The organism is Butyricimonas faecihominis, from assembly GCF_033096445.1.
Taxonomy (GTDB): domain Bacteria; phylum Bacteroidota; class Bacteroidia; order Bacteroidales; family Marinifilaceae; genus Butyricimonas; species Butyricimonas faecihominis.
The window spans coordinates 722,502-736,580 of the sequence record NZ_AP028155.1; the positions used below are offsets into that span (position 1 = coordinate 722,502).

Below are 14,079 nucleotides of genomic sequence, written 5' to 3' on the forward strand. Positions count from 1 at the left end.
AATATGAAGAAGACAAGAATTCATGGAGTGTGGATATTGTTCCTGTTGAGCGTTGTCACTTGTTTGCAGGTGAAAGCTCAATACATGCCGGTGGTGTTCGATAAGGTGTATGGTGATAAAAATCAGATTCAACTGGTTTGTCCGCTGCCCGGTGATGAAGTAGCTTTAGTAGGTAAAGAAGGTCAGAAATATAACCTGACATGGGTGGAACGGGAAGGAGACGTGGTCTTTTCACTTCCTTTGACGGGTTTTACCGCCGTGAACGAGATAGCGGAGTTGGATAACAACCGGGTTTTGGTGGTAGGACAGTCTACGATGCCGAATGTTAAAGGTAAAAAAGATAGAATCACGTTGTGCGGGCGTATCGCTGTGGTTGAACGCAACGGACGTATCGTTACCGATATTTATGCCGGGGATCAGGGCAGTAATTTCCTGAAAGGGATGTTGTTGCGGAGCGGGGCGTTCGTGGTGTCCGGTTCGGAGCCGAAAGGAGCGGACGGTCGTCAGGGAATCCTATTGAAACTGGACCCGACGGGTAGCGTGGTTTACCAGTATAAAAATGCCGGGGGTGGTTATTGCGACCAGTTCGCGGTGATGGGAAATTCGATTGAATACATTTGTGCGGCGTTCTCTGCCGGAAAGGATAAGGAGCAGGCTCTCGTGGTTCGTCTGGATGATAAGGGAAAACCTTATTACATGACGGCGATCCCGGCAAAACAATTTGTCGTGACCGGGTTGAATGCCAATATTAATGACGGTTCGGTACTGGTGATCGGTAATTCGCCGACAGACGGGGGGATTATTTACAAGATTCGTCCGGAGGGGGACATCGTGTTTGCGAAGAATATGATTCCCGCCAACCAAGGGGCCGCTATGCTAGATCATCTTCAGGTGGCTCGTAATGGTAACATTTTGGTTGGAGGTAGTGGAAGTCAAGGATATTACGCTTTGTTGCGTAATGACGGAACAGCCTTATATTCGGGTACGTCCAAGGGGAATGTACGGGGAATTGGGATGAACCCGGCAACCGGGGAGTCCGTGGTGACGACATACGATATGGGCGGACGTAGAGGTACGTTTATACGTATTCACCCGACCGGGAAAGTGGAGTTCGAGCGTTCACTGGATGGTAATTTTGACAAAATGAAAGTGACTAACAGCGGGGAGATTTTATTGTTATCTTCTTCTGAAGGACGGGTTTGTATGTTTTCGTCCACGGGTGAAAAGGAGTTTGACCGTTACGTGACGGATAATAAACCGACGGCTTATCGTCAGGCATATACCGCTTCATCCGGGGAGTTACTTTTCCTAGGAGCGGGAGGTCGTCTCGTGAAACTGGGACATGGTCTTTATGTTTCGGACGTGAAGATCACGAAACCGGTGAACGGAATAGCCACGGCTATTTTTACCGTGACTCTGACCGGGTATGCCACGACGAAAGAAGGCGCACCAATTCCGGTAAGCGTGGGATATGCTACCCAAGAGAAAACGGCTAATATCGCGAATAATTTTACACCGGTGAAAGGAAAGCTTTCGTTTACCCCATCTCGGGGAACGGCTGACCGTTATCTGGTAAAACAGGATATAGAGGTGTCCGTGAAAGCGAATAATTTGATCGAGGGGATGAAAGAGTTTGAACTCGTACTTTCGGATGCACAGCAAAGTTATCTGGTGAAACCCGTGGGTAAGGCGGTGATCGAGGATCAACAGGCTGTTGTTAAGATGGTTCGTACGGAACAGGGAGAAGAGGGAACAAAAGATATTTTATACGAACTTGGATTATTCAAACCGGATGGAACTCCTTTGACGAACTCGACGGGAGCCAATATCATCGTGGATGGTATCTACGGGGAAGGAACAGCCGATGCTCTTGACTTTGATATGGGATTAACCCCGAGAGTGATGTTTGCCAATGGATCACAGAAATCATCGTTCTCTGTGAAAACGTTGGAGGATACCCGTTATGAATTACCCAAGACGGTCGTGATTAACTTTAACAAGGTACATTGCCTGAGTGGTTCGAACGTGGCTTTTGAAGGGGAGTTGTTGAGTTGTAGCGGGGTGGTTGTCGATCAACCGGCACGTTTAATGATTGCTTCCCTTGGCGATCACAGATTGAACAATAATGTTGTATCGGGATTCTTCACGGTGTCTTTGGTGCGGGCTTCTGACGGGGCTTTGCTTACGAATGCTACCGGAAGTGATGTTATCGTGAATTGTGTGGCGGTTCCTGATGCTTCGGCTAAAGAAGGTAAAGACTTTGTATTCACGAATATGCATGATCTCCGCATCAGTGGTGACGGGAATCATAGTTCCGCGAACGTGTATGGTGTGGTGCTATATAGTACGGATGCAGCGGAAAAACAAGTGAAGTTGAAGATCAAGTCTGTAACTCAACCCACGGGTGCGCAACCGATCAGTGTTTCGGATGCGGAATCCTCGGCCGAGTTCACGATCCGTAAATAAACAGATTCTACTCCCTTCGGGGAGGTAGTGAATGAAAAAAGAGAATTATGGCAGGAAAATATATAAACATATTGTTAGCGGGGTTATTGACTATTCTCCTATCAGCTTGCTCGGACGACAGGGATTCCCTGTCCGGGCAAGCGAGTGGAGATCCTCTACTGACTTTCAACATGACGAGAGCGGGAGGGGATATTGTCAGTAACACGTTGGTCTATCTTTTTGATGGACAGGGAAGTGATGCCGGAAAGTTCAACCATAAGGTTCAAGAGGTAACTTACGGCCCGGATCAACTTTCGATGACTGTTGCTGCCGGGACGTGGAATATAGCTTTGGTGACTGCCAATACTGATTTTAGCAGTGGATTGATACAACCCGTGCGCAGTGTCGCTCGCGAGGATTCGAAGATGTGGGAAACACAACCGGTGGGAGGAACATTGCCTTCCATGCCGGAATTACGTACGGCCAGCATTGACGGACAATTGGTTGTTGGCGGGCAGGATAATTCGGTTGCGGGAACGACGATCTTGTCACGGAATGTGGCCTTGGTGAAGGTGGTTATTGCGGATGCGGGCGGATTGGATGTGAACGGGACGCATAATTTTGAATTAAAAGATGTCCCGACTACCCTGAACTGGGAAGGCGGGTTATTCCCGACGGCAAAGAATCCTAGGGTAAGCACGGTGCCGATGACCGGGATTTTCCGGGTCAAGGATAGCACCTCGTTACCGGGACACCAGCGTAGTGACACGTTGTACTTCATTATCCCGGCCCATAAAGGGAACGATTACTTGAATGCTAACCCGAAGGACACGACGGAGAGCCACATGAAGGTGAGTGTCGACTTGGCTTGTGAGGGTGGAAGTCGCTTTCAAAAAACAGATGTGGTCATCCCGCGGGTTCCCCGTGTAAACGGAATATTACTCGTGCGTCTTCTGGTAGGTGGAAAGTTGGATGTGACGGCTGATGTTTTGGGTTGGGAGGATGTAGAATTGAATGCCGACTTGTCCCAAACCCAGCTTTACACGGACAAGGCGTCCGTGGGACTATCGCATAAAGATACGCTTTACGTGAACACGAATGCCCCGGATTTCACGGTGGATTACCCGGCAGGAGGTTGGATTACTTCCGTCCGGAAGATTGCGGATAACGGGGTTGAGATCACGGCTAACGTGGATACTTACGTGGATGGGCAGCCTCGTAGTTCTTATATCACGGTCAAGGCGAATAACGTGACGAAAAAGATTCCTGTGACGCAAAGACCGGACGAGGGAACGATTACAGTGAATAACAAACGATTGGTTTTCTGCCCGAATCTTCACACGAGCAAACAAGTCGAGATCACGAGTACCGGCGGTAACTGGAAATTCCTGACCACGAATCCCAGAAAGGCTACCGCAAACGTGCAGAGTGGAAATGCCGGGATAAGTAACGTTAACTTCACCCGTTCTTCTGTTGCTTATAACAAAACTTTGGACGAGGGACACCTTGTTTATGGCGATACGCTTGTCATCGTGAAGAATGTTATGACGTTGGATACAGATACGATTCGATTGGTGAATTGTTATATCTACGTGGATAATGATAACACGATTGACGCTGTTGCCCCACAAGGAACAGCAACGCAAGCCGTGACGAACTCGCAAGATGTGATTGTATATGGTGGAACAAAGATGATCGAGAATTTTAATCCTCAACAAGCTTGGATTCATGATATTTCTTGGGATCCGATCGGGCAAATACTATCATTCACGACGGATCGTAACACGGGAAATGCTAACCCAGAGGATGACGATGAACCTCGTTCGGGAACCATGACATTCAGACATGCTTCGTGTCCGGATTATGTAGTAACGGCTAATGTTTATCAAGATATAATCGTGACGATACCGCCTTTCCATTACTTTGTTGTGAAGTTCACTTGGAGTGGTTCTACGGATGTTGATATTGCCGTGGAGTTTACCGGAAATCATCTTACAAATGTAGGTAATGATAATAGTCTATATGATAAAATACCTGTTGGATTTGGTATGCAAGCTAATAATCCCGGAAAAGGGGTCACAGGACCAGGTGGAGGTGATAATAATGGAAGAGAGTCTTTTGCTTATAATGGAGGAACTCTCTTGGAATGGGGGGGAGATGCCACGAGGGGACAAGGAGAAACAACATTTTTCAATGCTCCATTATTTGAAGGGGATGCTAATTCTCCTCGTAAAATAAAATTGGAGGTTTATGCTATTTGGTATACTTCAAGTAAACCATCCAATACGGCTATGAATTTTCATATGTACGCATATGAGAATGGTACGATGGAAAGGGGTACGAATGCATCTGGAGATAATAATAAGTTTAATTTTTATAATAGGGGAGGTACTCTCCTGTATTCAGAAGGTTATGCTATAACCGTTGCAAGTTATGGGCAAAGTAAAGCTAAAACTTACACAACTTCCTATGGGCATATAGCTACAATTACTTATGATAGGGTGAAACATTCGGCTTCGGTTTCTGTGCATGTTCCTAACACGAAATTGACGACTACTAGGAGAATGAATACGAATGTGGTTGAAACTTCAAGTGAAGAGGTGATTGTAGAACCTGAAATGATTGGACGTGGTGAAAATGGGAAAGCCATTTATGCTGAATAAATGTTGTAATTAAATTAATGGAATAATACTATGAAATCATATCTCAAAATAATACCATATTTAATATGCATATTATTCGCCTCTTGTGCCAGTGATGATAGTCATCCTATACAGACACCTCGTCAAGTGAATGTAGCTCTTACTGTGACTCTGCCAGAGCCGGAAAACGTACAGTCGCTTGCTCGTTCCTACACGGACAGCGAGATCCGGAACGTGGACGTGCTGGTGTTCGACGAGGATGGGAAGTTCATGGAGCGGGTGAAGGTGGATGGCGGGGAGTTGACACCCAGCGGGACGGAAATTTCTTTCTCGATACGTTTGGATGCTACTTCGAAACGACGTGTTATCCATCTAGTGCCTAATGGGCGGACTCCTGACGGGGTGACTGACCGGCTGAATTTCGGGGACATTACCCCCACAATGACGGAAAGTGCGGCCATGCTTGCGCTAAAGACCTCGACGTTTGCGGGAACTCTGGTGGATAACGTGATGCCTTTGATCATGTGGGGACGTGTTGAACTACCGACGGGAATTAATATCGTGACGAAGGCGGATAACGTGAAGTTGTTACGTGCCGTGGCTTGCGTGCAGGTAAAGAAAGGTGCGGCCAGCGCCGCAAACGGGTTGAATGATTTCACCGTTCAAAGTATAACGGTGAATAAAGGCTCCGATTGCGGTTACCTGACTCCCACGAATTATTTGATGACTATCACCCCCGTGACAGGGCGTCCTCTTTCCGGTAGTACTTTGAATTACGCCAACGGATGGTCGGACGGGGAAACTCCTTCCTTGTATATTTACGAGCGGAATTGTACGACAAACGATTACATGGGCGTGATCATTAAAGCCAAGTATAAAGGGAAAGAGGGGTATTATAAAGTGGTGATGGTAGATAATGTAGGTACTCCCTTGAATGTCGTGCGGAATCATCGTTATATCATCACGGTGGTTAGCGTGAACGGTCCGGGATATACCAACGTGACGGATGCGATCAATTTTGCCCCGTCAAATGCCTTGAAGGTGGAATTGACGGATGAAGACGCTGATTTCCCTTGCATCGTGGCTGACGCCCAACATCGGATGACAATGTCCAATAACGTGTTTAACCTGTACGGTAAAAACCAAACGACCTCTGTTGCTAACGGTATTGAAATTTGCACGGTATATTCGAGCCGAGGTGTCACGCCCGTGGTGACGGGAGGAACAACTTGGCTTACCGGTTTGCAAGTCCAACCGTTGGGAAGTAACAAATACAAGATTGTCGGAAACTTCGTGGGAACGTCTACTCTTGTATCCACAACTTTGACAATTACCTGTGATAACTTGTCCCAGTCTGTTGAGGTCAGTTGGAACCCGGAAATCTCCACTCAAAAGGATGGGGATTCGTATGTTCTGGATTTAGTAAATACAACAAATCATAACTGGACCATACAGATTATGAAGCCATTGTCTACTACCTGGTTGGCCTTGCATCCTACCGCCAGCTTGCCTGCAGCCTTCCCGGGTGTAGACGGTTTTTTATCGGAGCTTAATAGTAATTATTATACTCATGCTTACCTGCATATCGGCTTTGGAAGTAACAGGAGCGGGATGGTGCAGATGAGTTCGGTTGTTGGCGGTAAGACAAAAGCGTGTAAAATAATCATTGTTCAATAAAATTCAGATGTGTATGGAACTGGAAGAGATATTGCAAAAGGAAAAACGGAATGAAGAATATATTTTTCTTTATCAAGAGGATGGGAATTGGTATGCTTACGAGCATTCTGCCTTTTATTGTTATTCTCTTCTGGGGATGTTCGATGTGGATTGGTTGACGTGTACCACCGGGATGTCTGAACAAAGGATTATCCGGATACGTGTTAACAACTTGGATCGACTTTTATACACTTCTTCGTTACAATTGATCCGGAAACAGACAACGGAATGCGTGCTGATGTGTAAGATTTTGTGTGGAGGTTTCCATTATTGGCGGGGAATGATCGAGATGAAATTCCAAGGATTACAAAAAGAACGGGTTTAGACGTTAATAAGATCTTCGTAGTTTACATAGTTGAAGGACTGGTTTCTATATAGTATAGGAATCGGTCCTTTTTTTGCCCGATCATTTTATGATAGAGGATAATTTTATTTTTTATGATTCATAGGTTTGTTCATTTGAATTTCTAATTTTGTAATTGGATTGAAAATTGTATTGATGCCAAAGAGGGAAGAACAGTTCTTACAACGGATAAATGCGAAGCAGCCGGAAGCTTTTCGTGAATTATTCAGCGAGTTTTATAATTCGCTGGTTCTTTTTGCGATGGGGTTTGTCGAGCAACAGGACGTGGCGGAGGATATTGTGCAGGAGGTGTTTATTGCCGTTTGGGAACGGGATGCCCAATATCCGACTTACAATGCTTTTCGTAGTTTCCTCTATAATTCGGTGAAGAATGCCGGTTTGAATCATTTGAAACACAAGAACGTGGAGGAGAAATATCTTGCCTCGTTGAATCTTGAGGATGAAGGGGATGATATTGATTTGAAAATGATGGAGGAAGAGTTGTATCGCTTGCTATTCAAGACGATAGATGAACTTCCGGATAAATGTAGAAATATTTTTCTATTGCACTTGGAGGGAAAGGGAAACGAGGAGATCGCTCTTTTGTTGAATTTATCCATATTAACGGTTAAAACACAGAAAAAACGGGCCATGTCATATATTCGGGAACGTTTGGGACGGGTGTATTTCGTGATGATGTCTTTGGGAATAATCTGATTTTTTTGTTTTGTAATCTATTGAAAATGAATTGTTCGTAAAGAATCTCGCTTTTGGGATGAAATTTCTTTTATTTTTTGTACCTCTCTTGAAATAGGTTGTTGTTCTAATTATAGAAAAAGGATAAGCAATGGATGATTGTAAATTTAGAATGGTTGAAATGATGCATCTTTATTTGTCCGGGGTGATTACGGATGAAGAGATGCAGGAACTGCAAAAATGGTTGGATGCGGTTCCGGAGAACCGGGCCATGTTTGACCGGGTTTGTAAGGGAAAGGATATTTTATACAAGTATAGAATGTACAAAAAAATTGACCATAAAGCAGCTTACGAGCGTTGTGAAAAACGAGCCGGAATAAAGAGAAAGAGTATCGGAGTGTGGTTGAAATATGCGGCGATGTTATTACTTCCTTTGGGGACGATCTTCGTGCTATTAAGAAATAATGAACGCGAACAACCCGTGGAGGTTGCTACCGTGGATATTCTTCCGGGAGAAACGAAGGCAACCCTAATTTTGGCAGATGGGAAATCGGTAGTGTTACAACATGATACAACCCGTGATATAGTCGTGGGTGAGGGGGTGAATGCGAAGAATTCCGGTCGCGGGATCGTGTATTCTGCAAATGGGAATGAGAAGAGGAATTTACAATATAATGTATTACAAACACCGAGGGGTGGGGAGTACCAAATCACGTTGGCAGATGGTTCGATGGTACAATTGAATTCTGGCACTCAATTGAAATTTCCGGTGGTGTTTGATAAAGAGAAAAGAGAGGTATATTTAACGGGGGAGGCCTTTTTTGAAGTGCAGAAAGATGAAAAGCGTCCTTTTTACGTGATTGCAGACGGGATCAAAATCCGGGTGTACGGGACATCTTTTAACGTGAACACGCATGATAAAGAGCGAGTGCAGACGGCGTTGGTGGAAGGATCGATTGGATTGAGCGCTGAAAAGGGAGGGCCGGAATACCGGATGAAACCTTCACAACTGGGAGAATACAGGCGAACGGATGCATCCGTGAACGTGAAAACGGTAGATATTGAACCTTATGTTTCTTGGAAAGATGGCTTTTTCGTGTTTGAAAATCAAACCATGGAGCAGATCATGAACACGCTTTCTTTGTGGTATGACGTGGATGTTTTTTACACGAACGAGCAATTAAAGAATTTGCATTTTACGGGACACGTGAAACGTTATGATCAGATTGATAATATTTTAAAAGCAATTAAAAGTGCGGTTGGCGTCACTTTTACAATAAAAGATAGAACGATTTGTATTTCTAAATAAAAAACACCGGAAGGTGTTCGAGACCTTCCGGGTATTTTGATAACCTTGATAAGTCATGTTGGCGCATTTCTTATCACTAAGTAAAAATTTATAATGTTCAAAGTTATGAAAAAAAAATCAATTATGTCCTTTTTTTGGCGACATGGAGGACAAAAAAAATGGTTAGTTATGAAATTGACTGCACTATTTATTTTTGTGTTCTCGTTCACCCTTGTTGCTAATACAAGTGCGCAGCAAGAACGAGTAAATTTGAATTTAAAGAATGTGTCTATCCGGACCTTGTTCGGAGAGATTCAAAAACAGACGGCTTTGTCTTTCGTGTATAACATGGAACTGACACAACATTTGGGACAGGTATCTGTGAAGGCAAAACAGGAGGCCGTGGAAAGTGTTTTGAATCGGGTTTTAGCGAACACGGGGCTTTCCTACAAGTTCGAGGGAGACATTATTGTGATTTGTGAATCAATCCCGACACAGCCCGTGCCAAGCGAGCAGAAGAAAGAAATTGTCATTGAAGGGAAAGTGGTGGATAAAGATTCAATGGCAATTATCGGGGCAACCGTTTTGGTGAAGGGTACAACCTTGGGAACAGCAACGGATTTGGACGGTAATTTTAAATTGACCGTGCCGAGTGCCGAGAGCATCGAACTGGAATTTTCATTCGTGGGAATGAAAAAACAATTTGTGAAAGTGAAAGGTTTGTCGAATCCTGCCCCGCTGAAAGTGGTCATGGAGGACGAGGCTGTCGGTGTAGACGAAGTTGTGGTTGTTGGATATGGTGTTACTGCAACAAGAGATTTGACCGGACAGGTGGCCTCTTTGAACGAGGAACAATTAAGTAAGAAAACCGCAACCAATGTGGAGACCATGTTGCAGAATGCGGCAGCCGGGGTTGTTGTTTCTCTGGCATCATCCAATCCGAATGAGAAAATCCGAGTACGGGTTCGTGGAGAAGCTTCGTTGAGTGGTGATAATGAACCGTTATACGTGGTGGATGGAATGCCCGTATCTTCAGATGTGATGAGTGCAATTTCTCCTTCAGACATTCAGTCCATAGATGTTTTGAAAGATGCTTCAGCAGCAGCTATTTATGGGTCTAGGGGGGCTAATGGTGTGGTTATCGTAACCACGAAACGAGGAAAAGGGGGAAAACCGGGTCTAAGTGTAAATTACTCTTTTAGCGTGGATTCTCGGGTGAATAATTTTTCAGCTCTGAATGGGGATGAATTTCGTGAGTATGTGCGTTATGTTGCCGAACAAACGTTAAAAGTTGATGCTGATAATGAAATGGCTAATTCAATACTTGCTGAGGGAAGTGATGAATTGAAAGATGGTAACACGGATTGGGCTGAAGAGTTGGAGCAACCTTCTTATCGCCATGATTTAAATCTATCTGTACGCGGGGGAGGAGATCACTCTAGTTACTATATTTCTTTGGGAGTTATGGATTATCAAGGTATGATTAAACATGATAGTTTTACCCGTTATACTGGTCGAATCAATCTAGATTATGATATCACAGATTTTTTGAAATTCGGGACTTCTACAACCTTAGGGTATACGGATGTGAGTTCTGCAGGAACTTCCCTTTACACGGCAATCGGTTTCCGGCCTGATTATCCCGTTTACGAAGAAGATGGTTCTTATTTTAAGGAAGGGACTTCTTATAATCCGGTAGCACAAAATGAGAAACGGAGTTATAGCGATAATTATAGTATTCTTTCTACTTCTTTTTTGGAGTTGAATATTTGGAAAGGGCTAAAGTTGAAAACTTCCTTGTCTTTGAATCAAAGTATGTCTTTTTCCGAGACGTATACACCAACTTTTTTGACTTCCGATAATAATGGATACGGGGGTGAAAGTACCAGTCGTTCGTTTACCACGGTATTTGATAATACTTTGTCTTATGCCGGAAACATTAATGATATTCATGCATTGGACGCTGTGGTTGGTATCTCGTTTGAGCGTACCAAAGACCGGGGATTCGGTTTGTACGTGAGCAATTACCCGATGGATGAGATATTGACAGGAATTACCAATGCGACAGAATTTGAAAGTAAGAATGGTAGCGGTACTGTTTATGGCTTGCAGTCTTCTTTTGCTCGTATTAATTATCGGTTGCTGGATAAATATCTATTTACTTTCACGGCTCGTTACGATGGGTCATCTTCTTTCGGTTCTAATAATCGTTTTGGTTTTTTCCCATCTGGGGCTATCGCTTGGAGAATAAGTGATGAGAGTTTTATGAAGAATTTAAAGTTCTTGGACGATATGAAAATAAAGTTTAGTGTGGGAAAAACCGGAGTACAGAATTTTGATCGAGGTAGTTATGCAAACAAAGATCTTTATTCTACAAGTAGCTATCTAGGTAATCCTGCTATCGTGCATAGTCAATTGGGAAATCGTGATATTAAGTGGGAAACCACTGTACAATATGACTTGGGAATTGATTTCTCTATATTTCGTTCAGCCTTGAGTGGTAGTATTGCTTACTACGTGAAAAATACTGATGACTTGATTTGGACTTATACTCCTCCTTCAAGTTTGGCTGTTGCTGATATACCGAGAAATATCGGTGCGGTGAGAAACCGAGGTATTGAAATTTCTCTTCGGGCGAACTTGTTGCGCGGACAGAAAGATTGGAATTGGGAGTTGGGATTAAATATGGCCCATAATCGAAATAAAGTGACTAAGTTGGAGAAAGATGGTGGTATTGCAACCGGAATGGATGTAACTGTACAGGGGTCTGGAAATCAAGTCCTCGTGGAGGGATATGCTATGGGAGTTTTCTTAGGTTATGAATACGATGGAATAATTCAAAATCAAGAAACCATTGACGAATTAAATGCGAAAGCGGTTGCTGCGGGAAAATCAACCTACAATGGTTCCGGGCTACTTCCAGGTCATCTATTGATTCGTGACGTGGATAATAGTGGATATATTGACAATTATGACCAAGTTGTGATAGGTTCACCGGAAGCCGATCTAACGGGAGGACTTACTTCTACACTTACCTGGAAAAGGTTAAGTCTTTACACGCATTTTGGTTTTCAGATCGGGGGTAAAAAGTTATTTAATAAGACATTGCAGAATCTTCCAAATCAATTGAGTGGCTTGATTGATTACAATTTGTACAATCGCTGGAGTGTAGATAATCCTGATGCCAAATTGCCAGCTATGTATATTGGTGATTCAAGTGCATCGTTGACAGATCATCAATTGCATAATGCATCGAATCTCCGTTTACAGGAATTGCGTCTCTCTTACGACATTCCACGTTTATGGAACGGGAAATACTTGAAATCAGGGGAAATCTATTTCACCGCAAGTAACCTTTTCGTGATTACTAAATATCCCGGTTTAGACCCGAGTACGATCGGTTCGGCTAGTTCCAATTACGGGTCGAATTACGAGGGATGGAGTTATCCATCCTCACGCACATTCTCTTTTGGGGTAAAACTGAACTTCTAAATTTTGATGAATATGAAAAAGATATTGATAGTATTTGCTATAATTGTAGGATTTGCTAATTGTCAACTGGTTGACGTACTTGAGCAAGATCCAATGTACGAGTTAGATTTGGAAGGGGCGATCACTACCCCAGAAATGGCTGAACTTGCTCTAAATGGAGTGTATTCTTACTTACCTAGTAAGAGTTTGGAATATTTGTTCACAACGTTGAGTGGTAGTTTTATGTCGGGAGCCATGTTACGGGGGAGTTTTATTACTTCCGGTAATGCTATTTATTATTCAGAGCGTAACTTGCCAATACTTTCTTATAGTTCCTTTGGAGACGGGGAGTGGGATGCTGATTATAATATTATCAAAAATGTTAATTATCTTTTGACTGCTTTAGAAGGAATTAATGATAGTGATTTTGAGGAAGGACGGAAAGATGAAATTATCGGAGAGTGTCATTTCCTTTCTGCTTTGGCTTATTTTAGAGTATTGCGTCAGTTTGGAGAATACTGGGATATGTCAAGTACATATGGAGTACTAATCCGTGACGAATTACCTTCCGTGTCGAATGCCGTGAAGGCACGTGCTACTGTGGCTGAAAGTTATGAGGAGATTTTTGGGCATTTGGAGATAGCTATTAATCAGGCACCGGAATACACGACTTCTTCTTTGGCTTCTGTACAGGCGGCCAAAGCGTTGAAAGCGGTTGTTTTATTTTATCAAGGCGAATATGCTGAAGCTGCAACGGCGGCTGATGAAGCGATTACTTCTGTAAACCCACTTGATGCAAGTTTTTCAAATGTTTTTACGAATACGGAAACTTCTACTGAGGTGATTTTCTGTCGGGATTTTGGTTCAGACGAGTTATCTTACATAACTTATTATCCAGAGCAAGCTTTTAATTCCGGGCTTTGGGGAGCAACAGAATCTTACATGAATATAATTGAAGGTGATCCGCGTAAAGATATGGTTATCACGAATAAGGATATCACCTACAAAGAAGAAAACCAGAACGTGAATGTGGTAAGCAAAATGTATCGTTCCGGAGATGCCGTTCCTGTGATCTTTTTGCGTACTGCTGAGTTGTATTTAATCAAGGCTGAGTCATTGGCAAGGAGTAATGCAGCCATTGCTGATGCTTGGGCTCCGGTGAAAGAGTTACGTGAACGAGCTGGAAGTTCAGATATTACTACGCCATCTACACATGAAGAATTACTGGATGAGATTTTCAAAGAGTGGTGGATTGAGATGGCTTTTGAGAATTGGCATGAATGGTTTGCCGTGCAACGTTTCGACCGTTTATTGGAAATGAATGCTTCTATTGCTGAGGATCTAGAAGAACAAGAAGCAATAAGTGAGAGTGCAGCCGAAACTTATTTGACTCAATTAAAATGGAAGAAAATATACAATATTCCTACATCGGAGACGAGTGCAAATACTGCTTGCGAAAAGAACCCAGGATATTAAAA

8 protein-coding genes are annotated in these 14,079 nt (G+C 43.4%); all 8 read left to right on the plus strand.

All coding sequences use genetic code 11. From position 1 onward, the window contains the following. Positions 1-3: 3 nt before the first annotated feature. Complete coding sequence (locus R8806_RS03030; RefSeq protein WP_124316641.1) at positions 4-2,466, plus strand: Calx-beta domain-containing protein; 2,463 nt, start codon at positions 4-6, stop codon at positions 2,464-2,466. A 47-nt stretch (positions 2,467-2,513) separates the two neighbouring features. Next, a complete protein-coding gene (locus tag R8806_RS03035) occupies positions 2,514-5,108 on the plus strand; it encodes a hypothetical protein (RefSeq protein ID WP_221230289.1) in 2,595 nt (864 codons plus the stop codon). A 30-nt stretch (positions 5,109-5,138) separates the two neighbouring features. Beyond that, the gene (locus R8806_RS03040; protein ID WP_124316642.1) at positions 5,139-6,764 is read left to right on the plus strand and encodes a FimB/Mfa2 family fimbrial subunit; all 1,626 of its coding nucleotides are present in this window, start codon (positions 5,139-5,141) and stop codon (positions 6,762-6,764) included. A 13-nt stretch (positions 6,765-6,777) separates the two neighbouring features. Beyond that, positions 6,778-7,128: a hypothetical protein gene (locus tag R8806_RS03045; RefSeq protein ID WP_124316643.1), complete on the plus strand. Its 351-nt coding sequence runs from the start codon at positions 6,778-6,780 to the stop codon at positions 7,126-7,128. Between the two features lie 174 nt (positions 7,129-7,302). After that, entirely contained in the window at positions 7,303-7,863 is a 561-nt protein-coding gene (locus R8806_RS03050) for an RNA polymerase sigma-70 factor (protein ID WP_124316644.1), read from the plus strand. 130 nt (positions 7,864-7,993) lie between these two features. Then, entirely contained in the window at positions 7,994-9,151 is a 1,158-nt protein-coding gene (locus R8806_RS03055) for a FecR family protein (protein WP_124318040.1), read from the plus strand. A gap of 168 nt (positions 9,152-9,319) precedes the next feature. Then, positions 9,320-12,622, plus strand: coding sequence for a TonB-dependent receptor (locus R8806_RS03060; protein WP_167513894.1), 3,303 nt, complete (start codon positions 9,320-9,322; stop codon positions 12,620-12,622). 12 nt (positions 12,623-12,634) lie between these two features. Next, positions 12,635-14,077 carry a RagB/SusD family nutrient uptake outer membrane protein gene (locus R8806_RS03065; protein ID WP_164720020.1) on the plus strand — a complete coding sequence of 481 codons (1,443 nt, stop codon included), beginning with the start codon at positions 12,635-12,637 and terminating at the stop codon, positions 14,075-14,077. Positions 14,078-14,079: the final 2 nt, after the last annotated feature.